Here is a 25,023-nt window from a genome sequence, read left to right as displayed (position 1 = left end):
CATACCCTTAGAAAACAAGGAGGAAAATGACGATGAAGAAAACGAAGAAAATGAAGCCAGCATTTGCTGTATTAAGTAGTGTAGCGATGGCACTAACTTTAGCATCCCCTGCTTTAGCAGACGTACAACAGCCAAGTCCGGATAGTAAAGTTGAGAAGTTCAAAGAGAACGCAAATGTAAAAGAAGAAAAAGCTGTTCTTGGAACTGACGGAAAAAAAGGAGAGATCTCTCCTGAAAAAATTGAAATGCAAAATAATGATTGGGATAACGATGGTATTCCAAATGACTTAGAGACAAATGGATATAAAATCGAATTTAATTATCAAACTGGAAAAAATGAAGCACGAGCATGGGATCCAGAGAAAGACAAAGGAAAATTAAAATTTATCACTAACCCTATGAGTGCGAATTCGGATGGAGATCCTTTTTCTGATGCATATGAAGTTCAGTATTTTGGCAGTGATTCGGATACTGAGTTGAATCCAATGATTGCCAATATGCCGAATTTACAAATTGGAATCAAACGTATTGGAGTTACTCCTATTAAGGAGATTACGGATTCAAAAGGCGGATCTATTAATAAGGGCTGGGAGAAAAGCGTATCGACGCAGCATTCCTTTAATGTTGGTTTAACTGTGGGAGGCGGTGTTGAAGGTTCAGCAGCGGGCCCTGTCCCAAAAGCTGATGCTTCATTAAATGTAGGCTATGGATATTCAAAAACTAACACTGAAACAGAAAGTTATTCTAATAATTTTGATTGGTCTACTGCAACGACAGTTGATACAGCAAAAGCAGCAAAAGTAAGCTTACAGTTAGAATATAAAAATACAGGTACAGCATCAGCTGAAAATGTTTCTCCTCATTTTAACATTCGCTTAGGAGATAAAATTATCAATACGGTAAAGGCAACACAAGATCGTTATAAAGCACAACACTTAAGCACAGAAAAAGGCGGAAGAAATAAAACAGAAGTGTTAATAGACAGTTTAGACAATCAAGCGGATGTAAATATTTACTTATCGTTAGATGAATTAAAAGCTGTTGAACAAGGTGCGCCTCTTTCTGTTGAAGTATTACCTACGAGTACAATGGACCTGGCTATCGAGAAAGATGGAGAGTTTACAAACTTAGGAGATGCAGGAAAATATGAATCTCGTGTAAATGCGTCTACTGCATTACTAGAAACTGATATCGGGAATAAACCGAAGTTTAGAGTGTATGCGCCAGACGGTGTTGGTTCCGGAAATTTAACGTTTAATGAGGTATTTAAGCACATTAACGTAGATTCTAAAAAGGTAAATGAATTTATCGATAATGGAAGAGGAACTAGAGAGATTGTTACGAAAGAGTATTTAGAAAATGCAAAAGAATCTGGTGTATCAAAAGGCGTGAGGGCTGGCGTTTTTGAAAAACTACAGCCACCAACATTAACATATAGTGCTTATGATCCAATTAAGAAAAAATTATATGCGGCAGTTGTACCGGGTATATTTGGAGCAAGCAACGAAATTTTCGCTTCTTATGAAGATAAAAAATCTAAAACAACAAAACAAGTAACATTAGTGAAAAATGGTAACGTATATGAGTCTAAAGAAAATGTAAGTTTAGATCAATTCGATCCATCAAAAGAAGTTACATTTGAAATCAATGATTCACTAAAGAAACTTCCGACGCAAAAAGTCTCTACAGTTGTTAAATATAATAAAGAATTTGATAACTTATTAGTAGACAATAAAGGTGAATTCATTGTAGAAGGAAAAGAATATTATTTGAAAACAACTGCCAACATACCTAACGGTGTAAAAGAATGGTGGTCAGTAGGTAATCTACACCAACAGATAGATGGGCAATATGTGCACTTTAGTGTAAAAGGGAACAATTGGGATGGATTAAGACTTGGGCCGAAGAAACAGGCAATACATGGAACAGATATTGAAGCTACACCGGTCATCATTGAGAGAAAAGGTCAATCTAAACCAGGAGAGCCAATTGGAAAAGGTGAAGAAGTATTCCTTAAGTTTACGAACAGTACTCATGGTGGTTATGAGTATCTCAACGCTGGAAATGGATATGATTATAGCTGGTTAGATCAAGAACGTAATAAATCTACAATTAAATTAGATAAAATTTCGAATGAAAAGAGCTTCTATTTAAAATCTGATTCTACTTACATCACATATAGAGGAAATGAATGGTTTAGTAGTGTCGCAGATAATGGTATTGCTCCAACTGTATTTGGTCATGAAAAAGTTTTAAAACCTGAACATACAACTTCACCAGGCGAGAACCATAAATGGGAATTAGAAAGCATTAAATAAAGCAAGAAATCAACAGACCGCAAAGCGTTTCTTTCGGAAAGCTTTGCAGTCTGATTCTATTTTTTGGTTAGGTAATTGAAAAAAGAATTAAAAACCCTTTCTTTTTAGGTAGGCGAGAGCATCTGGCTATGCATAGAATCGGTTAGGGCCTTTTCCTGCCACATACAAAGCTTAAACAAAAGAAGAAAGCAAGTACAGGGCATGCAGTTTCCCATAGCAGCGACTTATGTGTTGAAAAATGACATTGACATACAAGTGGATCATTAATAAAGTGGTGTAAAATTACACTTCGTCGGAGGTTTGACACCATGGATCAAAAAGGCTTAAATATAAAATTATCTATTATGCAATTATTTATTTTAATACTTAACTTATTTATCTTCTCTTCAACGATGCGATTTTTACCTTGGTTTGTTGAGGATGCTTTCGGTTGGTTTGGGATTTTGATTACTGCTCCTTTATTATTAGGTATTGGATTCATTATGATTTATCTTCAGAAGAGTAAGGGATATGCTATTACAGCAACAAGAAAACTCATCCCATTTCTTTCTTCAATCTTTTCTATTTGTATTTCATTATCATATATCACTGATTTTTCTGTTATAATGGCTCTTGCAGTCAATTTTGGAATGGTTATCATAACAATGGCATTTTTACTACAAGATGTTTCTAAGCTTAGTAGAAATTGATTATTGATAAGTTGTAATAAGGTCTCCATTGCGATCAATGGAGACCTATATTATGTAACAAAGCCCTTCCACTTCTATGCTCAAAATTATAAAACTTCGATATTTAGTCCCCAAAGGATTGTAAATATATAGAATTCTCCTTTTGGGTAGGTCACCTAAATTACATAATTATTTTTCATAACGTTTAGTGAATGTATGACCATGGTACTTGACTTGGACTGAATATATTGTTAATTATTATATCTAAATGAAGGATTACTATAAGTATTTTAAATAAGAGAAATGTTTTTACATTATTAGGAAAGAGCAGCGGGGGATCTACATATGAAGCAAAGAATTGTAATTGTAGAAGATGAAGAGAATATTAGAGAAATATGTAAACGGTATTTAGAGAGAGAAGGATATGAAGTATATACAGCTGAAAATGGAGCAGAAGGCTGGAATATATTTCAACAATATCACCCAGATTTAATTATTTTAGATTTGATGATGCCGAAAAAAGATGGTTGGGAGTTATGTGAGGAAATTCGTCAACAATCTAACGTTCCTATTATTATGTTGACCGCTAGGGGAGAGGAAAGAGATCGAATTTTAGGCTTAACAATTGGAGCGGATGATTATGTGACAAAGCCGTTTTCGCCTCGCGAATTAGTATTAAGGGTTCAAATTATATTAAGAAGAGGTAGTCAGCCAGTAGTGCAAACGAAAGAACCAGAATTAGAAGTGATAGAGTTTCCAGATTTGAAGATTTATCCAACGAAGAGAAGTGTGTTTGTTTGTGGGCATGCAGTCGATTTAACAGTTAAAGAATTTGAAGTACTTTATACGATGGCAAAACATCCAAAACAAGTGTTTTCTCGGTCGCAGCTTCTTGAGCAAATTTGGGAATTTGAATATGAAGGGTGTACCAATACAGTAACGGTGTTAATGAGCCGTTTACGTGAAAAATTAGATAAACATACGACGAAAAACCGTTGGATTCATACAGTTTGGGGTATAGGGTATCGTTTTGATCCAAATGGAGGAAATGAAACATGAAATTACGTTATCAATTGTTACTGATGAATGTATTAAGCACGAGTATCATGGTCATTGCTATATGGTACAGTGATACGAGAATGTTACTTGAACCAGAACAAACACGGTTATTAACAGGAATTGCGATTGTAGCAATGATTCTTTCAACTTTTATCTATTGGCTATTAACACGTCCTATTATAAGATCCATTCAAAATTTAATTGCATTAACACAACAATTTAGTGATAGACACTTTGGAACGACGTATATAATTGGACAGGAACCACAAGAGTTTAAAGAATTAGCAACAGCTTTTCAAAAGATGGCTAAAAAGTTAGAAGAAGGGTTTACGAAGTTAGAAGAAGGTGAAAAAGCGCGTACAGAGCTGATTGCAAATATTTCACACGACTTACGAACGCCTATAGCCAGCATACAATTGATGATAGAAGCACTACAAGATGATGTAATTGAAGACCCGGATATGAAAAAGCAGTACTTAGCGACAATATTAAAGGAAATACAAAGATTAAATGGCTTAATTAATAATTTATTTGATCTTTCCAAGTTAGAACTTGGACAAGAAGTGTTTCATCCAAGCTTAACACATGTGGACAGAGTGTTAATAGAAGTACTAGATTCACATTCTATCTTACTTGAAGAAAAACAGATGCACTTAGAAGTACAGATGTCTGATACATTGCCTCGGCTGTGGATTATGCCGTGTAAAATAGTGCGGGTTATTAGTAACTTGTTACATAATGCAATTCGGTATTCTCCTGCATCTTCCACAATAGATTTGATTGTGAAGGAAAATAAGCAGCGGCAATATGTTCAATTTATTGTGCGTGATGAAGGAGAAGGCATCGCATACAATGATCAATTACGCATATTTGAACGTTTCTATAGAACGGATCAGTCCAGAAGTTCGCAATCTGGAGGATCAGGGCTTGGATTAGCTATCGCAAAATCATTAGTTGAAATGCACAAAGGAGAAATTGGTGTGCGAGATCGTTCAGATGGGAAACAAGGAAGTGAATTTTGGTTTACACTTCCTATTACATCAGAAAAGAAATAAGACTATTGAAAGACTTTTGTAATAGTTCTGTTATGAAAATGAGAGGTTTCCTTGCTAACATATAGGTGTTAGAGGAGGGTACTTACTTTATGAAAAGAAAATATATATTCCTTATAGGAGCATTCGTAATTGTTGGGGGGATATTGTGGTCTTTATTCCGCCCAGAGAAATTATTCATTGATAAAAAAGTAAATGAAACATTGCCGCAAACAGAAATGAAGTCAAAAGAAACAAAGCAAGAACAAGTAATAAGCGAAGGACAGTTTCAAAGCGGTGTTCATGAAACAACTGGAACAGCAACAATCTATCAATTAGCAGATGGAAAACGTATTTTACGCCTTACTCATTTTTCAACTTCTAACGGTCCAGACGTTCGAGTTGTGTTAGTTCCTACGAATCAATTGAAAAATAATGAAGATGTTAAAAATTATAAGTATATTGAATTAGGAAAGTTAAAGGGAAACAAAGGCGACCAAAATTATGAAATTCCTGAGGGGATCGATGTAAGTGCATACGGCGCAGTTTCTGTATGGTGTAAGAGATTTAATGAAAACTTTGGCGTGGCTTATTTCAAGACAAATTGAAAAAACTAACATAAAAACTCCTTTCTTTTAGATGAGCAAGAGCATCTGGCCATGCATAGAAGCGGTCAGGGCCTATTTCTACCACGTGCGAGGTTTAAAACAAAGGGATAAAGCGAGTGCAGGTTATGTTGTATTCTGCCTAGCAGCGACTTATATGTCGGAAAATGAAAATGGATGTATATAAAAAACAGGTGATAGAACCGAAATCTATTACCTGTTTTTTTTATGGAAGTTTATTTCCGTATATAAATTGAAAAAATACATAAAAACCCCTTCTTTTAGGGGGACGAGAGCATCTGGCCGTGCATAGAAGCGGTCAGGGCCTATTCCTGCCACGTGCGAGGTTTAAAACAAAGTACAGGTCATGTTGTATTCTGGCTAGCAGCGACCTATATGTCGAAAAATGAAAATGAATTTATCCCGCATTAACGGGCAGTAAGACCCCCACCTCAAGATTGAGAGAGAATCGTTGTCCAGCTCCAGTGGCTAGAATGTTCGGTGGCTTCGCTTCTTCCTAAGAGGTAAAAAACACCTCTACGTCAGAAGCTCCATCCCCCTCACATTCTGAACGAGCCACTTCCGCTTTTCTAAAGAAGATAGGTGGGGGATAACTGCCCGTAAAAGCCCGATTGGTTCAACTAACCATCAGTGGGGGATGAAGAAAACCCCCACTGATGGAAGTTTCACTTTATAATACATATAAAAAGCTAGTAAAATATAAAAAAAATAATGCAAACGGTTGCAATAAGTGATAATATGTAAGCGTATACAGATATGTTTGTAATTACAAATATAGAATGAAATCCTTTGCCTTCATTCAAGTTTTTATTATTGGTAGTCTTAATTTTCAGAAAGGGAGAGAGCGTATGAAAAAATATTTAAAAGGCTGTAGTATTGCCATGTTATCTGTTCTTATATTGTTTGCTTTTTCAGTATTTCCAAGCCAGAGTTATGCAGCTGTAAACGGGCAATCAATGAATGGAAATTACAAAGCATATATTATGGCACCGCTAAAGAAAATACCGGATATGATGACATGGGAGACGTTTGAAAATGATTTACGCTGGGCAAAACAAAATGGTTTCTCTGCTATTACTGTTGATTTTTGGTGGGGAGATATGGAGAAGAATGGAGATCAACAATTTGATTTTTCTTATGCGCAGCGCTTTGCACAATCTGTAAGAAATGCTGGTATGAAAATGATTCCGATTATTTCAACGCATCAATGTGGCGGTAATGTTGGAGATGATTGCAATGTACCGGTTCCTTCTTGGATATGGAATCAAAAATCAGATGATAGTTTGTATTTTAAATCGGAAACAGGAACGATTAATAAAGAAACATTAAATCCGCTAGCTTCAGATGTAATTCGAAAGCAGTACGGGGAACTATATAATGCTTTTGCAGAGGCGATGGCTCCGTATAAAGATGTCATTTCGAAGATTTATTTATCAGGCGGTCCGGCTGGAGAAACACGTTATCCATCTTATACGTCGGCTGATGGATCAGGTTACCCATCTAGAGGAAAGTTTCAAGCTTATACGGAATTCGCGAAAGAGCAATTTCGTTCTTGGACATTACAAAAATATGGATCTTTAGCAGGAATAAACAAAGCTTGGGGGACAAACTTAACTTCTATGTCACAAGTACTTCCTCCATCTGATGGAAATCAATTTTTGACAATCGGCTATCAAACAAAGTACGGTGAAGATTTCTTAAAGTGGTATGAAGGTGTGTTAGAAGGGCATACAAAATTGATAGGTGAATTAGCTCATTCTGCATTTGATAATACGTTCCACGTACCAATTGGTGCAAAAGTTGCCGGCGTTCATTGGCAATACAACAATCCAAATCTTCCGCACAGTGCTGAAAAGCCAGCGGGATATAATGATTATAGTAGTTTGTTAGACGCTTTTAAGAGTGCAAAATTAGATTTAACATTTACCTGCTTAGAAATGTCAGATAAGGGAACATATCCAGAATATTCAATGCCAAAAACACTTGTACAACAAGTAGCTAAGCTTGCGAATGAAAAAGGGATTGTCCTAAATGGCGAAAATGCGTTAAGCATAGGAAGTGATACTGAATATAAGAAAGCAGCTGAAATGGCTTTTAATTATAACTTTGCGGGATTCACACTGCTTCGTTATCAGGATGTTATGTATAATAATACATTGATGGCGCAGTTCAAGGATACTTTAGGAGTTACTCCTACTTCGCAAACAATCGTTGTAAAAAATGCACCAACAACTACTGGAGATACAGTGTATATTGCTGGAGATCGTGCCGAGTTAGGGCAATGGGATACAACGCTATATCCTATTAAATTATCATACAACTCTACTTACGGGGATTGGAGAGGCACAGTTTACTTACCAGCTGAGCGAAATGTTCAATTCAAAGCGTTTATTAAGCGCCAAGATGGAACGATTAAAGCATGGCAGCCAAATCAGCAATATTGGACGCCAATTCCGGCGACTTCTACTGTGTATACGGATTTATGGTAGTTTCATTGCTTAAAAGAAGTTTTTAATTTTTGTTGAAGTAAACAATGATAAAGAGCAAACTAAGCAACCAAATCTATGATAGATTTGGTTGCTTTATCATATTTTACCTTAGAAGACCCCTTCTTCAAACGCGTGAAGGGCAGAGCCCAGCGGTAAGGAGGGGATGAATGGGGGCTCTTGCTGCTCCTTTTTCTGCCTGATTTTCATACACATGAAATTTTTCTGTAAAATCTCATGTATTTGTTGAAATCACTTCCTAGCTTGTATAAAATAGAGTTAGAAAAGGAACGAATGTTCTTGTTAGGTGGTGAAGAAGGAAAATGAAGAAAACTTATTTTTCTCAAAGGGTGTATAAACATACCTTACCAACTGCACTTGTGAACGAATTGTCTCATGTTTTGCACATTTTCAATCAAGCGAAACGTTTTGCCTTTCAAACTTTGGTTCGTGAAAAGCGCTGGAGCCGAAATCTGCATAATGAAAGTCTACAAATTGTCTTGAAGAAAAACTTTCGTCTTAACGACTATTATGCCAATAGTGCTAGGCAAGAAGCGATTGCCCTATTCTCCGCTGTAAAAGAACAACAAACACTCCATCTTCAACAAATTGACGAGAAAATCAAGGACCTCAAGAAGAAACTCAAATCCGAACGCTCCTATCTAACAAAGATGAAAAAAGTGAAAGAGAGTTTTAAGAAAGGGAAACCGACATTTCCTAAGAACACTTTTTTTGCCATCCAACCAAGCGGGATTGTCTCCCTTTCTCTTCCAAAGAAAACGATGATTTGGCTGACCTTCTATTCTTTTGAACACTACTATTTGGACCCAAAAATCAAAAACACAAAAGCAAAAGTTGGACGGCTGAAGCACCGATTCGATCGCCTGCAACAAAAGAAAGAAAAGCTGCAAAAATATGTTCCAAGTGCTGTGTTTGGCACAAAAAAATTGTTTCGATCTCAGTTTACAAAAGAAGAATTTGTAACACATCATGAAGGATGGAAAACCCTTTTCTCTGCCGCCCGGAACAAACAGATGATGATTTCCGGCCGCAAAGACGCTCGCTGTGGTAACTTTGTGTTTCAATACAACATCGAAAAACAGGAACTCTCTTTTACCTCTATACATGGAAACGTGTGGACTTTCCCATTTTTGATGTTTCCGTATGGACAAGATATCGTCAACCATGTAATAGCCGCACAAATTGCGTGTAAACAAAAAAAGAAGTACGGTGAGCCGATTTCTTGGTCTATCGAAGACTACGGAGCGTATTACCTCATCAAATGTATGGTAGATGTAGAAAGCAATTCTTACATCAACTTCAGTACAAGTGATGGCGTCATCGGAGTAGATTGTAACTACGATCATTTGGCGTGGGGAAATGTTTCAAAAGATGGAAACTATCTCGAAAGCGGCAGTCTTTCTTTTTCTTTGGAGGAGAAATGTTCTGGCGCTATTACAAAAATCTTAGAAGCAGAGGCTATTCGTCTAGTTGAATTGGCCGTCCAAAAGAACAAGCCGATTGTGCTTGAGAAGCTGGATACTACGCTCTCGAAAACGGGAAACAAGTACGATAGCAAGAAGAGAAACCGAATGAAAAGTATGTTTGCGTACCGAAAGATGATAAAGGCGATTCAAAGCCGTGCAAACCAGATGGGGGTAGAAGTAAAAGAAATAAACCCAGCGTACACATCGATTTCCGGGAAAATGAAGTATATGCGCAAATTTGGCATCTCCATTCATCAAGCAGCTGCTTTCACGATTGGGAGACGCGGGTTAGGTTATCAAGAGAAGGTACCGAACGTGTTCAAAACCTATATGGATCTAACGAACATGCATCATTGGAAACAGTGGAACATATGGAACAAACAACTAGCTGTTCGTACACATGTATTATATACGTTGTTTGATGTAAATCGGCCTCATGATGGTATAAATGAATCTCATATGGAGCTAACGGAAGAAGAAAGAAAAGGAATGCGTAAATTACTTGCATATAAAGGATGAGATTACGAATCATTTGATTTACATTTTACCAACACAAAACAGAACATAGGGTACCAGTCTTTTACTCCCTTCACCAGAGCAGATGATGTGGTCTAGGAGCTGGGTGCATTACCTTGTGTTCTCTCCTCTATGTCGCTTGAAGAGGGCGTACCTTTTTCTGTCTGCTTGCACAGGGGGAGAATTTGGTCATCTATAGATACTTCGGATTGACAGTATAGAGAACTTCTCTTGTTGAACGGAGGAGGTTCTAGAACCTGTTGTCATCGGAGCAAGGGGTTCTAGAATCCCCCACTTCAAGTGGCGTTAGCCGATAAGTGGGGATAGTTCAATGCCGATCGAACGAAACTTGTTTTTATGGATGATAACTTGACTGTTGATTTTTCTGAATCCGGAGGAACCTTTCAATTAAAAAGTCCGAGTCAATATTATAATCCGAATATGAAATTGCATGTTCGAGTGTAATTGATGGAAAAGAAGAAAGCAGATAATATTTGCTTTCTTCTTTAATTTATTACCAAACTTTTTAGTGAGAAGTGAATTTATGCATATTTTCTTACGGAATCTATGCTATATTTCTTTTCTTTATTTCTTAAACGAATGAAAATCATCAACATAACGAAAGCAGTAATAGAAGTATAAAAGGAGAATTTTTGAATATCTGTTCCTGGGTACGATACTTCTATTTTACCTTTTCCTTGAATCGGTACTTCTATCAATCCGTTGTTAGACATTTTTAACGGAACTATTTTGTTGTTCATTTTCACCTCATAGCCTTTGTAATAAATCATTGGAAGTTCTAAGATATCTTGATCCTTTGCATCAAAATTTATATAAAGTTCATTGCCTTCCTTTACTATATGACTTAATTTCGTTGTATGATTTCTTGTTTTCACTTCGTCTTTCTTTCGAGATTTTAAAACATCCATCTTTGTAACAGAAGGTAGGTATTCAGAACCTGCACCTATATTGTATGAATCTTTAAAAGTTTGCTCTCCTCTAAATTGATTTTGGTCATGTATACGAGAATCTTTATAATATTGAGCTATTGTTGATGTGTTACTGATTGATAGGGAAAGAACAATAACTAGCAAACCGATTAAATGATATTTTTTCTTAACAGCATAGGCTATATAAATAGAACAGCTAAATGCCATTAATAATGTTACAAGTGCAAAAAGTCTAAATGTGAATTGTATAAAGTCTAGCGTATGGAAGTGTTTCCATGGGAAGTAGTTTGTTGTCATTAGTAAAAATATCATTGCGATTAATAAGCATTTGTCAGCAAAACTTATTATTGCATTTTTCTCTTTAATGTTAAATCTATATATTAATGGTAAAAATAGAACGTATCCTAATCCTATAATTGCAGAACCTTTATTGCTTAATGCAATGCTTTTCCACAATGTTCCAAGTGAATACATCGTATCGCCAGGTGTTGTAAAAATATATGTATTGAGATAGAAGGTATTCGATGCCATTTGCTCTACCATTGGAAAAATAAAAAAAGCTGATAGTAAGATTGTTACTCCGCCAGCAATAACAAAATAAATTATTTTTGTTTTATCCTCCCAGAGTTTATGAATTGAAAGGAGTAGGAAGAGCAGTAACATGCAAAAAGCTAATACACTTGATAAAACGTGAGTATAAATCATTCCAGTGAACCCAATCGTTAAAATGTACCACTTTTCTTTCTGTCCATATAAAATTTCATAAATTCCATACAATATAACAGGAAGAAAGATAAACGCCAATGACTCCCCAAGCGCAGCCCTTTGATAAACATCAAATGCTCTATAGAGTGAAAAGACATACAATATAGTCATAAAGCTTGATGAAGTTACTTTTTTACTCATTTTATAGGTACAATAATAAGTTACGCATGCTGTAGCTATTGTATAAATGATTATATAAGTTCTATAGGAAACTACTAAACTGTATCCTAAGTTCAATAAAATAGCCATTGGAAATAGAAAGAGGTTAGAATAGAACCAATTTGTTGCATAACCATATCCATTTAAAAAGGTACTATCAATGTAAAATGGGTAGTGAGATGTTTTGATTGCTTCAGCTAATCCGAATACACGATTAAAATGGAATCCCATATCATCTCCCGACAATACTAAATCTTTGTCCCAAAATAAATTCATTTGTATAATAGCACATATTAATATAAGGACGATGATAGCAGAGAATGCTAAAGCATCTTTTTTATTAACCTTTATTAACTTCACGATTTTTTATCCTCCATATATTTTGATTTTTATATATATCGAATGGAAATATAAGGTTATTTCACCATGTTCATATTAACAAATAAACAGTTACTTGTAAAAGAAAATATATCAAAATAAGAAAGCAGAGTAGATCTGCTTTCTTATTTTTTGATTTTCGGTAATAAAATGAGATACAAAATAGCTGTAACAAATGGAATCCAGTTAAGAAAAGGGAAGCGAAAATAAGTGACGAGAATCATACCGGTGAGGAGAACGCTGAGGACGGCATAGAGAACACTATGCTTAGGTGTGTACCAATATATTGTTAAGCCGACGAGAGCCGGGATAATGAAATGAATAAGAGCGATGAGAAAGAAGAGCAATGGAAGTCCCTCCTTTATTGTGTACTTACTATATCATATCCATATTTTTTTAGATTGATATCGTATTTTGCAAGAATCATAAAAAAATGTTTGCAAAAACGACACAATTCATCATACTTCTTGCAAAAGAAATTTTATATAATGTTATTTCTTACAAATATTTTAATAACGTAAACACTATCTAAATGGTGTAAATATGTAAATTCATTTTGATTTTTCGGCATGTTTGTCTAGCTCTATCTCCTAGGCCCTCATGTCTAAACAGTCGTCTCCACTTTTCTTTTTAAGACGCTGCTATGCAGAATACAACATGACCGCTACTTGCATGCTCCCTTTGTTTTAAACCTCGCATGTGGCAGGAAAAGGCCCTGACCGCTTCTATGCACAGCCAGATGCTCTCGTCTCCCCCTAAAAAGAAAGAGGGTTTTTATGTCGATTTTTCAATTTGGATGAAGTTTGATATAGAGATTTTGCAGCAGAGGAGTTACAACATGATTAGTATGTCGTTACAAACATTTAAAGTACAAACGTATTATATTTTAGCATTTATGCTATTAGGCTGGGCATTTACTCCTTTTTCTCCGCACTTTTTAGGAATCGGTCTTGGTTTTCTAGTGAGTACGTATTGCGTTTGGATTTTAGGACGCCGTATTGAAAAAATTGGAGAGAGTGTAGTGAAAAAAACGAAATCACCAACTCTTGGTATGATAAACAGATTTGCAGCAGCGATATTTGGTGCTATTATTATGTACGAAATTGAGCATCATATGGTGATGTGGGCATTTGCTGTTGGGATTATGGGCGGATATATATTAATCGTTATTAATTTAGCATATTACAGCATGCAAGATGCGAAGAAATAGGGAAGAGGCTTACGAGATTACTCGTAAGCCTCTTTTTATATGTAAGTATGTGCGATTACAAGAAAACGTGGGCTTTGTCGGTGAGTACTTGTTTTCTTGCAATAACAACATACTTATTCACATGATTTTAAGCGATTGGACCGCCAAGGTTTACAATTGTTTCAGAAACAGTATCAAATTTCTTGAAGTTCTCTTTGAACTTATTTGCAAGTTCAGTTGCTTTTACTTTGTAAGCTTCTTTATCAGTCCATGTTTGTTCTGGCATTAATACTTCATCAGGTACACCAGGAACATGAAGTGGTACTTCAAGGCCAAAGATATCATGTTTTGCTGTTTCCATGTTATCAAGCTCGCCGTTTAATGCAGCTTGCACCATTGCGCGTGTATGACCTAAGTTCATACGTTTTCCAACGCCGTATTCGCCGCCAGTCCAGCCAGTGTTTACTAAGAATACTTTCGCATCATGCTTCTCGATTTTTTCACCAAGCATTTCTGCATAGCGAGATGCATCGAGCGGTAAGAACGGAGAACCGAAGCATGTTGAGAATGTTGCTTGCGGTGAAGTAATACCGCGCTCAGTTCCTGCTAGTTTACTAGTGTAACCGCTTAAGAAATGATACATAGCTTGCTCTTTCGTCAATTTACTGATTGGAGGCAATACGCCAAATGCATCAGCAGTTAAGAAAATGATTGTATTTGGATGACCTGCAACGCTAGGTAATACGATGTTATCAATTGCATCAATTGGATAAGCTGCACGTGTGTTTTCTGTTAATGCAGTGTCATCGTAATCTGCAATGCGTGTATGATCATCGAGTACAACGTTCTCTAAAACAGAGCCGAATTTAATTGCATCAAAGATTTGTGGCTCTTTCTCGTGAGATAAGTTCACACATTTTGCATAGCAACCGCCTTCAATATTAAACACACCGTTATCAGACCAGCCGTGCTCATCATCACCAATTAATTTACGGTTTGGATCAGCGGATAATGTTGTTTTACCTGTTCCAGATAAACCGAAGAATAAAGAAACATCGCCTTCTTCTCCTACGTTTGCAGAGCAGTGCATAGAGAAAATATCTTGCTCTGGAAGTAAGTAGTTCATGATAGAGAAGATTGATTTTTTCATTTCACCAGCGTATTCTGTACCCCCGATTAACACGATACGCTTTTCAAAAGAAATGATAATAAATGTTTCTGAATTCGTGCCGTCAACTTCTGGATCTGCTTTAAAGTTTGGTGCAGATACAATTGTGAACTGTGAATCATGATTTTGTAATTCTTCTTCAGTTGGACGAATAAATAATTGATGCGCAAATAAGTTATGCCAAGCGTATTCATTAATAACTTGAATAGGAAGACGGTAGTTGCGGTCTGCTCCTGCAAATCCTTTGAATACGAATAGTTCTTCTTTATCTTTTAAGTATTCTAGCACTTTTGTATATAATTTATTGAAATGCTCTTCAGAAATTGGTTGGTTTACAGATCCCCAAGCAATTTTGTCCGTAACAGATGCTTCGTCTACAATAAATTTATCTTTCGGAGAACGTCCTGTATATTTTCCTGTTGAAACAGAAACAGCGCCAGTAGAAGATAATTGACCTTCTTTTCTCATTAATACCTTTTCCGTTAATTGCGGAACGCTCAATTGAACCTGTGCATTGCTTCCGTTCAATAGTTCATGTAATCCAATTTGGACATTCGCAGTACTCATATTTATATACCATCCTTTATTTGATTTATGAATATTCATCGTAATCCCCACCAAAAGTATAACACAATCATATAAATAATGTATACTATTTATTTGTTTTTTGTTTGTGTTATTATATTAGTTTTTTCCATAAATTTCTGTGGCTAAAAACTTATAGGAATATGTGTATATGGATTGACAAATGAAAGTCATTTCTTTAGTATAGTTGAGGACGGATACTCTCTTATCCCGAGCTGGCGGAGGGACAGGCCCGATGAAGCCCGGCAACCTCACTTGTATGGACGACAAACGAGTGAATAGGTGCTTAAACCTGTGCGAGGCTAATGGTCTCGAACGATAAGAGCGAAGGGCAAAAAGCAGTATGCAAGTAGCAAATACAACCTTTCCTCTATAAGGAAAGGTTTTTCTTTTGCACTTGTGTGGGAAAATACATGAATGTCGCAGTTTGTGGCAAATTAAGGATGAGTTCCGTACAATATATACAATTACTGTAGGGAGGTTTACCACATGACAAAAAAACGTCATCTGTTCACATCTGAGTCTGTAACTGAAGGACATCCAGATAAAATTTGTGACCAAATTTCTGATTCTATTTTAGATGCAATCTTAGCAAAAGATGCAAACGCACGTGTAGCTTGTGAAACAACAGTAACAACTGGTTTAGTATTGGTAGCGGGAGAGATTACAACTTCTACTTATGTAGATATTCCAAAAATCGTTCGTGAAACAATTCAAGGAATCGGTTATACTCGTGCAAAATACGGATTCGATGCAGAAACTTGTGCAGTTTTAACATCTATCGATGAGCAATCTGCTGACATCGCAATGGGTGTTGACCAAGCGTTAGAAGCACGCGAAGGTCAAATGACTGACGAAGAGATTGAAGCAATCGGTGCTGGCGACCAAGGTTTAATGTTTGGTTTCGCATGTAATGAAACAAAAGAATTAATGCCGCTTCCAATCTCACTTGCTCACAAATTAGCTCGTCGTTTAACGGAAGTTCGTAAGGATGATACATTACCATACTTACGTCCAGACGGTAAAACACAAGTAACAGTTGAGTATGATGAAAATGGTAAACCAGTTCGCGTCGATACAATTGTAATTTCTACACAACATCATCCAGAGATTGCTTGGGAACAAATCGATCGCAACTTAAAAGAATTTGTTATCAAACCAGTTGTACCAGCTGAATTAATCGATGAAGAAACAAAATTCTTCATTAACCCAACTGGCCGCTTCGTAATCGGTGGACCACAAGGGGATGCTGGTTTAACAGGTCGTAAAATTATCGTAGATACTTACGGCGGATATGCTCGTCATGGCGGCGGTGCATTCTCTGGTAAGGATGCAACGAAAGTTGACCGCTCTGCAGCATACGCAGCTCGTTACGTTGCGAAAAACATCGTAGCAGCAGGACTTGCTGACAAAGCAGAAGTACAACTTGCATACGCAATCGGCGTAGCACAACCAGTATCTATCTCTGTTGATACATTCGGCACTGGTAAAGTATCTGAAGAAGTACTAGTAGAACTAGTTCGCAGCAACTTCGATCTTCGCCCAGCTGGTATCATCAAAATGTTAGACTTACGTCGCCCAATTTACAAACAAACAGCAGCTTACGGCCACTTCGGACGTACTGATGTAGATCTTTCATGGGAACGTACAGACAAAGCTGAAGCTTTAAAAGAGCAAGCTGGTCTATAATATAGGAAGAAAAAAGCTTTGCGCACACGCGCAAAGCTTTTTTGTAACTGAAAAAAAGGCAGAAAAGCATTTTTTTAAATGGGTGTGAGGGACTGGCTATGTAAAGGAGCGGTCAGGGCCTTTTCCTGCCACGCGCAAAGTTTTAAAACAAAGAAAGGTACAAGATGCATTGCCATTTTTATCCTCGTGGCAGCAATCTATATGCTGGAAAATGAGAGTCTTACTGTTCACCAAAATGCTTATGTTTATAGGAATAAGTGTTAAAGTCTACTTTTTCATCATGTAATGCTGCATCATAAAGAAGAAAGCTTTTACTTTCCGCATGATGTACACGTAGTTGATTTTTTACCGAACATAATTATCCCGCATTAACGGGCAGTAATACTCCCACCTCAGAATTCAGCAAAAGCATTGTCCAGCTCTAGCGGCTAGAATCTCCGGTCGTTTCGCCCCCCTCGGACGAGGAAAAAAGCGCCTCTCTGTCGGGTGCTCCAACGTCCTGCGATTCTGAGCGAGCCGCTTCCGCTTTTCTTAAGAAGTTAGGTGGGAGATAAACTGCACGTAAAAGCCCGATTGGTTCAACTAACCATCAGTGAAAAAAGCATCACTGATGGAAGTTTCACTTTATTCCCCTTTACGATAATGAATTTTTCCTGTACAAAAGGCTGAACATAGTAAAAAGAGCGTACCTAATCCCCAGCCCCCAATTGCAGCATATGGTACAGCGTCTTTTAGTGCCATGCCAGCGCTAATAGAAGCGACGAATAGTAAAATGAATAACGTCGTTAATTTTCTCATTGTATCCATGCGAATCCCCTCCATTAGAAACCCTTTATTTCTATTATAAGGTAAATTACGGAAAGTAAGTGTGACAGGTCTCACATTTTTTTGCTGCTATATTATATATGATAGAATTTAGAGAGGTTTATCAATAGGGAGGAAAAAAGAATGAGCGTCACAGAGCATAAAAAACAAGCACCAACACAAGTTCGTTGTAAAATCATCACAATTTCAGATACACGAACAGAAGAAACTGATAAAAGCGGCAAGTTATTAAAAGAGTTATTAATAGAAGCAAATCATCAAGTAACAGCGTATGAAATTGTGAAAGATGATAAGGAAAGCATTCAACAAGCTGTCTTGTCCGGATATCATCAAGAGGATGTTGATGTTGTATTAACCAATGGAGGAACAGGTATTACAAAGCGTGACGTGACAATTGAAGCTGTTTCTCCATTATTAGATAAGGAAATCGTTGGTTTTGGTGAGTTATTTCGAACGATTAGTTATTTAGAAGATATCGGCAGCGCGGCGATGTTAAGCAGAGCGATTGGCGGGACAATTGGTAGAAAGGTTGTCTTTTCTATGCCAGGGTCAACAGGTGCAGTTCGCCTGGCAATGAATAAATTGATTTTACCAGAGCTTGGCCATATTATATTTGAGCTGCACCGCCAATGAAAATTGCAGGAATTGTATTAGCCGGCGGAAGGTCAAGTCGTTTTGGAGAGCCGAAAGCATTAGCAATTTGGCAAGGAAAAACATTTATTGAACATAGTATAGAAGCGTTAAAAGAAGTTGTAACAAATATTGTTGTCATTAGCCATCCAAACATTAAAAACGAGCTTTCGCACATGCTGAATGTGCCCGTTATAGAAGATATCGAATTATATAAAGGAAGCGGCCCCCTTGCTGGTTTCGTAACAGGCATGGAATTTATAGAAGCAGATTGGTACATCGTTGCACCGTGTGACACACCAAATGTTTCGAAAGAGTGGGCACTGGGACTAATTGAGCGAGCAGACGAAACATACGAAGCAATTGTTCCAGTAGTTGAAGGACGGAAACAACCGCTTTTAGCGCTATATCATTATAAGGTAAAAGAAAAAATAGAACAGTTATTAAAGGAAGAAAAAAGAAGCATGCAAGGCTTATTATCGCAGTGTAACGTTCAATATGTAGCGGTGGAAGAAACAGATATATATGTAAATGTGAATACAAAAGAAGAGTATAGCGAATTGCAGAAGAAAAAGAGCTGATACTCTTTTTCTCTTTTTTATAAAAATCACTGAAAATTATTATTTTTCTGGTAAAATAAGTAAAGAACACTTTTAATATTGGTGTATAAAGTTTTTAAAGGAGAATACATAATGGAAAGTGAATTACTAAAAATATTTGATGAACATAGAAATCCAGTCGGAGTCGCAACACGTGAAGAAGTACATCAAATAGGGCATTGGCATGAAACGTTTCATTGCTGGTTTATAAGTAGGGAAAATGGAGTAGATTATATTCATCTCCAAATTCGTAGTCATACAAAAAAGGATTATCCGAATTTGTTAGACATTACAGCCGCGGGACATATATTAGCACATGAAACCGTATATGATGGAATACGCGAAGTGCAAGAAGAAGTGGGGATTGATGTCTCGTTTGATGAACTCATATCATTAGGCATTATCAATTATTGCATTACAATGGAAGATTTTATTGATAAAGAATTAGCTCACGTCTTTTTATATGAAATGAAAGGCACAATGGACGATTATACACTGCAAGTAGAAGAAGTGTCAGGTATTGTCAAAATTGACTTTAATCATTTTTCTGAACTTTGGTTAGGAGAAAGAAATGAAGTTACAGTAGAAGGATTCGAAGTGAATGAAGCGGGAGAAAAAGTTTCTATTCATAAAACGATAGATAAAAGTCATTTTGTGCCGCATGAACTTTCGTATTATGAGAGCATTATCATGTTAATGAGAGAGAATATGGAAGCATAAAAAAGAAAGTACCACTTATGTTGTTTGAGTCACATAAGTGGTACTGCATATATCATCCTTATTTTCATACATGTTTATCTCTTCGTAGAATCTAAAGCATCAATCCCATAATAAGAGTATTATAATACACACCATTTATATACGTATCTTGTTCTAATAATCCCTCTTCTTTAAAGCCAACCTTCTTATAAAGCTCTATTGCTCGATCATTGTCTTCTCGAGTGACAAGATGTATTTTCTTAGTTGCGCCATTTCTTCTTGCCCATTCAATAAGTTCTTCCATCAATTCTTTGCCTAAACCAAATCCGCAGTGCTCTTCTGCAATTACGATTCCGAGCGTTCCTACATGTTTCGTTCGCATTTTTTGACTAGAGGTAATAGATGCGATACTGATGATCTCATCATCCATTGTTGCTAACAATATAATTGAATTATTATCTGTTCTAGTAGACTCTATGAAGTTTTCGTAATCATGCAGCGGCATCCCGAACTCATTTTTTCCGAACGAAAGAAAATCAGTTTCTCCGCCGACTATATTATAAAAGTTGATCATAGACTGAGCGTCTTCTTGCACAGCTTCTCTTATCATCACTTCTTTTCCATTTTTTAAACATATTTTTTTCATGTTTTTCAACTTCTTTCAATGTTAATTTTTTGATATATATTGGCGGCTATGCAGAATACAGCATGACCCGTACTCGTATTCTCCTTTTGTCTTTAATCTTGCATGTGGCAGGAAAAGGTTCTGACCGCTTCTATGCGCGGCCAGATGCTCTCGTCGTCCCTAAAAAGAAAAGGGCTTTTAACTTATATATAGTTACGTTCATCATAATATTAATGGTTGCAATTTTATAGTTTTAATTTTTTAAAATGGTCAGTGAATGATAATAACAGTAATTTTAAATACTGTCCAAATTAACAAAGAAGGGAGATTAGAACGATACAAAAAAGCGAAGAATCATAAAGATTCTTCGCTTTTTTGTAATTGAATACTAGGGTATCTTGCTATATATGAGGTATTTCACCTTTTCATTATTATAACATTGTAAATTATTAGTATTTTATGCAATAATGCATATCGTAATATTTTAATTTTATTCTTTTGGAATGTATTATTTTGTTATTTACATTAAGAAACACACATAAAGTTTCTAATTTGTGAATATCGATAGCTGACTTTGCGGCGGCGACCTGCTTGCCATGTATATCCTACTACTCCGTGTGTTCTTATTTCAGTAGGATAAAACCAAAAATCTCTTCCAAATGGTCCTTGGCCTCTTAAGCCGATAAATCCCCATCTTCCTAAACAATGACACAATGATGATCGTATGCTCCCCATTTGTGCAGGAGAAGAAAATGCTGCTTGTGCTGCTGGTGCTTGTGCTGGTGGTGCTGATGTTGGAGCATCTTCAGCATCATCGGGACGATATACGTCATCGTCGATTTCTCTTATGTCCTCAAATGATTGATAACCTGGAGTTTGCATAGGGTAATACTGTGGTTGATTATAATTTGCATACGGAAAATACATTGGTTGATTATTCATGAAAACATCACCTCATCTTTTTTTATCCACATTTACAATATTAGTATGTTGTGTGCTCCTTATGTGAAGCTTATTCATAGCCTAAAAATGTCTTTATTTTCTTTATATATATTAACTTTTCGGCATGTAAGTCGCTGCTATGCAGAATCCAACATGACCGCTACTTGCTTTCTCCTTTTGTTTTAAACATTGTATGTGGTAGGAAAAGGGCCTGACCGTTTCTATGTGCGGCCAGATGCTCTCGTCCCCCCTAAAAGGAAAGGGGCTTTTGTGTCATTTCATATATAGATAATTCATAAATCGTTTAAAAACTATTAAAAAGTAATATGAAATCTTGCATATTTAATTCACTTCATTTAGATAGTATGTTATTTTGTTTCAGTTATATATTGATCTGGAGGGAAATTATGAAAAAGAAAATGAATAAAATTATGCTTGGAGTTAGTACAATGGCATTGTCGTTAGGGGCATTGCAAGCTGAAGTATCTGCGGAAGAAAAAGTACCTTACAATGTACTGCAAATGAAACCAGCAGGGATAGAAACGCCAAAAGAGGAAATTTCGCATTCCTCAAAAAATGATGAAACATTATCGTTAAAAGTTGAAGATTCTTCAAAGAAGCCAGCTCCCGCTAAAAAAAATGCGAAAGCGGAGCAGTCGCAACAAAGCTATACGTTAGATGAGCTGAATAAAATGAGCGATGAGGAGTTAATTGATACACTAGCAAATATTAAAAGTGGACAAATTAAAGGTTTATTTCAGTTTAACGAAGAAACAAAAGCTTTCTATGGAAATAAAGAGCGTTTGCAAGTAATTATGAATGGATTAGAGAAACGAGGAAGTACGTTTACAAAAAATGATGCGAAAGGAATTGATACATTTACTGAAGTGCTCCGCTCTGCTTTCTATGTCGGAGCTGATAATGAGGAATTAAGTTATTTAAAAGAGAGAAGCTTCATGGATAAATGTTTACCTGCATTAAAAGCAATTGCAAAGAATCCAAACTTTAAACTCGGTACAGCTGAGCAAGATTTAGTTGTAAATGCTTACGGAGATTTAATGAGGAATGCTTCTAGTGACGTTGAAACGGTGCAGTATGCAGCAAAAATTTTAAAACAGTATAATAATAACCTTTCTACCTATGGAAGTGACCGTGCGAAAGGAAACGCTGTACACACTTTGCTGGGAGCTGTTGATAACGATATACAGACTTATTGGCACACTTCGGGTAAAGAGCCAAATGAGACAATGTGGTATGGGAAGATTGATAGTTATATAAATGAAGTAAATAAAATGGCACTTATAGGTAATGTGACGGATAAAACTGGTTGGCTTATTAATGATGGTATTTACTATGCAGGACGTTTAGGGAAATTTCATAGTGATTCGAAGAAAGAGCTAAACGTTGTTACAAAAGCGTTACAGATGTATCCGTATTTGGGAGAACAATATTTCTGGGCGGCAGAAGAGATTACTAGAAATTACGGCGGAGTAGACGCGAACGGAAAAACAGTAAATTTAGATCAAATTAAAGAAGAGGGTAAGAAGAAATTTCTACCAAAAACGTATACATTTGATGACGGAGCAATTGTCTTTAAAACGGGAGATAAAGTGTCAGAGGAAAAAATCCAAAGAATGTACTGGGCTGCGAAAGAAGTAAAAGCACAATATCACCGTGTAATCGGAAATGATAAAGCATTAGAACAAGGGCATGCGGATGATGTATTAACAGTCGTGATTTATAATACGCCAGATGAATATAAAAATAACCAGCAATTGTACGGATATGATACAAATAATGGTGGTATTTATATTGAAAATGTTGGAACGTTCTTTACATATGAACGTACGCGGGAGCAGAGTATTTTTAGTTTGGAAGAATTGTTCCGCCATGAATTTACACACTATTTGCAAGGAAGATATGAAGTGCCTGGATTATGGGGGCAAGGAGATTTTTATAAAGATGAACGTTTGACATGGTTTGAAGAAGGAAATGCGGAATTCTTTGCAGGATCGACGCGTACGAATAATGTAGTGCCGCGTAAGAGTGTTATAAGAGGTTTATCAAACGAACCAGCAAACCGCTATACAACAGAGCAAACATTACATGCAAAATACGGAACGTGGGATTTTTATAACTATTCCTTTGCATTGCAGTCTTATCTGTATAATCACAAATTTGATACATTCGATAAAATACAAGATTTAATTCGTGCAAATGATGTACAAGGTTATGATGCATACCGAGAGGAATTAAGTAAAGATGCACAATTGAATAAAGAATATCAAACATATATGCAGCAATTAATTGATAATCAAGGGAAATTTAATGTGCCGCAAGCATCAGATGATTATTTAGTAAGTCATGCACAGAAAGCACTAGCTGAAGTGAAGCAGGAAATTGTGGATGTGGCGAATGTAAAAGATGCAAAGATTACAAAGCATAAGTCTCAATTCTTTAATACATTTACAGTTGAAGGTACGTACACAGGCAATGCAACAAAAGGTGAATCTGAAGACTGGAAAACGATGAGTAAACAAGTGAACGAAGCATTAGAGAAGCTGTCACAAAAAGGATGGAGCGGTTATAAAACAGTAACAGCGTACTTTGTAAATTATCGTGTAAATAATGAAAATCAATTCGAATATGATATTGTTTTCCACGGCATTGCAACAGATGAAGGCGCAAGTCAAGGAATGATTGTAAAGAGAAAAGATTCATATTCCGGGGAAGCAAATAACGCAATTCAGTTTAAGAGCGATAGTGCAAAAGCTGAAGATCGAAAAATCGTTTCTTACCTTTGGGACTTTGGAGATGGTAACACAAGCACAGAAGAAAATCCTACTTATGCATATGAAAAAGAAGGAACGTATACGGCAACCGTAACAATGAAAGATGATAAAGGAAAAGAAAGTAAAGAACTAATGACAGTTACTGTAGAGCGACAAAGAGAAACATATTCCGGGGAAGAAAATAGCGCAATTCAGTTTAAGAGTGAGAGTTCAAAAGCTGAAGATCGAAAAATTGTTTCTTACCTTTGGGACTTTGGAGATGGTAACACAAGCACAGAAGAAAATCCTACTCATGCATATGAAAAAGAAGGAACGTATACGGCAACCGTAACAATGAAAGATGATAAAGGAAAAGAAAGTAAAGAACTAATGACAGTTGATGTAGATCGAATAGGAGCAACTGAAACAGAACCAAATGATCGTCCTGAACAAGCAAATGTAATTCCGTTTAATACGCTTCTCAAAGGTTCATTTAAGGATGGAGATAATAAAGATACTTATACGTTTAATGTGTCATCGCCAAAAGAAATGAACATTTCTGTCATAAACGAATGTAAAATCAACATGGCATGGGTGCTTTTTCATGAATCAGATATGAAAAAATACGTTGCAGGCGGACAATCTAATGAAAATATACTTAAAGGAAAGTTTACTGCAAAACCAGGGAAGTATTATTTATATGTGTATACAACTAATGCGGAAAATGGGACATATGCTGTTAAAGTAAAATAAAGATAGAAATAGAGTTACTTCTTCATAGGAAGAAGTGTCTCTACATACTGTTGAAAAACGATTTTTTCAACAAAGTGAGAAGAAAGCAGATTATATTTGCTTTCT

General features: G+C 36.3%; 19 protein-coding genes, 3 pseudogenes and 1 riboswitch. Of the genes and pseudogenes, 16 read left to right on the top strand and 6 right to left on the bottom strand.

Going from position 1 to position 25,023, the window contains the following annotated elements; translation table 11 throughout:
- The first annotated feature begins 32 nt into the window (after positions 1 to 32).
- The 8 genes and pseudogenes from MR076_RS04000 to MR076_RS03965 all read left to right on the top strand — a co-directional run.
- Positions 33 to 2,318, top strand: a complete 2,286-nt coding sequence (locus MR076_RS04000) for a binary toxin-like calcium binding domain-containing protein (protein ID WP_242217902.1) — start codon at positions 33 to 35, stop codon at positions 2,316 to 2,318.
- 308 nt (positions 2,319 to 2,626) lie between these two features.
- On the top strand, positions 2,627 to 3,007 hold the full coding sequence (locus MR076_RS03995; protein WP_242217900.1) for a hypothetical protein: 381 nt from the start codon (positions 2,627 to 2,629) through the stop codon (positions 3,005 to 3,007).
- Positions 3,008 to 3,331: 324 nt separating this feature from the next.
- Positions 3,332 to 4,045 carry a response regulator transcription factor gene (locus MR076_RS03990; RefSeq protein ID WP_242217898.1) on the top strand — a complete coding sequence of 238 codons (714 nt, stop codon included), beginning with the start codon at positions 3,332 to 3,334 and terminating at the stop codon, positions 4,043 to 4,045.
- Positions 4,042 to 5,100, top strand: a complete 1,059-nt coding sequence (locus tag MR076_RS03985; protein ID WP_242217896.1) for a sensor histidine kinase — start codon at positions 4,042 to 4,044, stop codon at positions 5,098 to 5,100. The genes MR076_RS03990 and MR076_RS03985 overlap by 4 nt, the downstream gene beginning before the upstream one ends.
- A gap of 89 nt (positions 5,101 to 5,189) precedes the next feature.
- Positions 5,190 to 5,684, top strand: a complete 495-nt coding sequence (locus MR076_RS03980; RefSeq protein WP_242217894.1) for a DM13 domain-containing protein — start codon at positions 5,190 to 5,192, stop codon at positions 5,682 to 5,684.
- Between the two features lie 899 nt (positions 5,685 to 6,583).
- Positions 6,584 to 8,191 (top strand): family 14 glycosylhydrolase, encoded by a 1,608-nt coding sequence (locus MR076_RS03975; protein ID WP_396021652.1) that lies wholly within the window; start codon positions 6,584 to 6,586, stop codon positions 8,189 to 8,191.
- Between the two features lie 320 nt (positions 8,192 to 8,511).
- Positions 8,512 to 10,194 carry an IS200/IS605 family accessory protein TnpB-related protein gene (locus MR076_RS03970; RefSeq protein WP_242217890.1) on the top strand — a complete coding sequence of 561 codons (1,683 nt, stop codon included), beginning with the start codon at positions 8,512 to 8,514 and terminating at the stop codon, positions 10,192 to 10,194.
- A 324-nt stretch (positions 10,195 to 10,518) separates the two neighbouring features.
- Positions 10,519 to 10,656, top strand: a pseudogene (locus MR076_RS03965) (iron-sulfur cluster biosynthesis family protein); the annotation flags it as partial.
- A gap of 77 nt (positions 10,657 to 10,733) precedes the next feature.
- Here MR076_RS03965 and MR076_RS03960 read toward each other — a convergent pair.
- Both MR076_RS03960 and MR076_RS03955 read right to left on the bottom strand, forming a co-directional pair.
- Positions 10,734 to 12,425: a YfhO family protein gene (locus tag MR076_RS03960; protein ID WP_242217888.1), complete on the bottom strand. Its 1,692-nt coding sequence runs from the start codon at positions 12,423 to 12,425 to the stop codon at positions 10,734 to 10,736.
- A 143-nt stretch (positions 12,426 to 12,568) separates the two neighbouring features.
- Entirely contained in the window at positions 12,569 to 12,790 is a 222-nt protein-coding gene (locus MR076_RS03955) for a hypothetical protein (RefSeq protein ID WP_242217886.1), read from the bottom strand.
- Positions 12,791 to 13,281: 491 nt separating this feature from the next.
- On the opposite strand from MR076_RS03955, the gene MR076_RS03950 reads away from it, so the two are divergent.
- On the top strand, positions 13,282 to 13,653 hold the full coding sequence (locus MR076_RS03950) for an ATP synthase subunit I (protein WP_242217884.1): 372 nt from the start codon (positions 13,282 to 13,284) through the stop codon (positions 13,651 to 13,653).
- Positions 13,654 to 13,780: 127 nt separating this feature from the next.
- Here the strand turns inward: MR076_RS03950 and pckA are convergent, their stop codons facing one another.
- Positions 13,781 to 15,367: a phosphoenolpyruvate carboxykinase (ATP) gene (gene pckA / locus MR076_RS03945; RefSeq protein ID WP_242218127.1), complete on the bottom strand. Its 1,587-nt coding sequence runs from the start codon at positions 15,365 to 15,367 to the stop codon at positions 13,781 to 13,783.
- 220 nt (positions 15,368 to 15,587) lie between these two features.
- Positions 15,588 to 15,710: riboswitch (SAM riboswitch) on the top strand.
- A 164-nt stretch (positions 15,711 to 15,874) separates the two neighbouring features.
- On the opposite strand from pckA, the gene metK reads away from it, so the two are divergent.
- The gene (gene metK / locus MR076_RS03940) at positions 15,875 to 17,074 is read left to right on the top strand and encodes a methionine adenosyltransferase (RefSeq protein ID WP_020060222.1); all 1,200 of its coding nucleotides are present in this window, start codon (positions 15,875 to 15,877) and stop codon (positions 17,072 to 17,074) included.
- Positions 17,075 to 17,698: 624 nt separating this feature from the next.
- Here metK and MR076_RS03935 read toward each other — a convergent pair.
- Positions 17,699 to 17,881 carry a hypothetical protein gene (locus tag MR076_RS03935; protein WP_242217882.1) on the bottom strand — a complete coding sequence of 61 codons (183 nt, stop codon included), beginning with the start codon at positions 17,879 to 17,881 and terminating at the stop codon, positions 17,699 to 17,701.
- A gap of 141 nt (positions 17,882 to 18,022) precedes the next feature.
- Between MR076_RS03935 and MR076_RS03930 the strand changes: the two genes are divergently transcribed.
- The 3 genes from MR076_RS03930 (at position 18,023) to MR076_RS03920 (ending at position 19,848) form a co-directional block, all read left to right on the top strand.
- Positions 18,023 to 18,532: a MogA/MoaB family molybdenum cofactor biosynthesis protein gene (locus MR076_RS03930; RefSeq protein ID WP_242217880.1), complete on the top strand. Its 510-nt coding sequence runs from the start codon at positions 18,023 to 18,025 to the stop codon at positions 18,530 to 18,532.
- A complete protein-coding gene (locus tag MR076_RS03925) occupies positions 18,529 to 19,110 on the top strand; it encodes a molybdenum cofactor guanylyltransferase (protein WP_242217878.1) in 582 nt (193 codons plus the stop codon). The genes MR076_RS03930 and MR076_RS03925 overlap by 4 nt, the downstream gene beginning before the upstream one ends.
- Before the next feature lie 111 nt (positions 19,111 to 19,221).
- A complete protein-coding gene (locus MR076_RS03920; protein WP_242217874.1) occupies positions 19,222 to 19,848 on the top strand; it encodes an NUDIX hydrolase in 627 nt (208 codons plus the stop codon).
- Positions 19,849 to 19,939: 91 nt separating this feature from the next.
- Here the strand turns inward: MR076_RS03920 and MR076_RS03915 are convergent, their stop codons facing one another.
- Together MR076_RS03915 and MR076_RS03910 are read right to left on the bottom strand one after the other, a co-directional pair.
- Entirely contained in the window at positions 19,940 to 20,473 is a 534-nt protein-coding gene (locus MR076_RS03915) for a GNAT family N-acetyltransferase (RefSeq protein ID WP_242217872.1), read from the bottom strand.
- 504 nt (positions 20,474 to 20,977) lie between these two features.
- Entirely contained in the window at positions 20,978 to 21,394 is a 417-nt protein-coding gene (locus tag MR076_RS03910; protein WP_242217868.1) for a hypothetical protein, read from the bottom strand.
- Between the two features lie 407 nt (positions 21,395 to 21,801).
- Here MR076_RS03910 and MR076_RS03905 point away from each other — a divergent pair.
- The 3 genes and pseudogenes from MR076_RS03905 to MR076_RS26500 form a co-directional block, all read left to right on the top strand.
- Positions 21,802 to 24,369 (top strand): annotated as a pseudogene (locus tag MR076_RS03905) (collagenase); the annotation flags it as partial.
- Between the two features lie 3 nt (positions 24,370 to 24,372).
- Positions 24,373 to 24,540 (top strand): annotated as a pseudogene (locus tag MR076_RS26970) (PKD domain-containing protein); the annotation flags it as partial.
- The gene (locus tag MR076_RS26500; RefSeq protein ID WP_472927080.1) at positions 24,520 to 24,918 is read left to right on the top strand and encodes a PPC domain-containing protein; all 399 of its coding nucleotides are present in this window, start codon (positions 24,520 to 24,522) and stop codon (positions 24,916 to 24,918) included. The pseudogene MR076_RS26970 and the gene MR076_RS26500, both read left to right, overlap by 21 nt.
- Positions 24,919 to 25,023 lie beyond the last annotated feature (105 nt).

Source organism: Bacillus cereus group sp. BfR-BA-01380 (assembly GCF_022663535.1).
Classification (GTDB): domain Bacteria; phylum Bacillota; class Bacilli; order Bacillales; family Bacillaceae_G; genus Bacillus_A; species Bacillus_A cereus_BB.
Note: the sequence above shows the minus strand (reverse complement) of the source record. Positions and strands in the feature narration are given on the sequence as shown.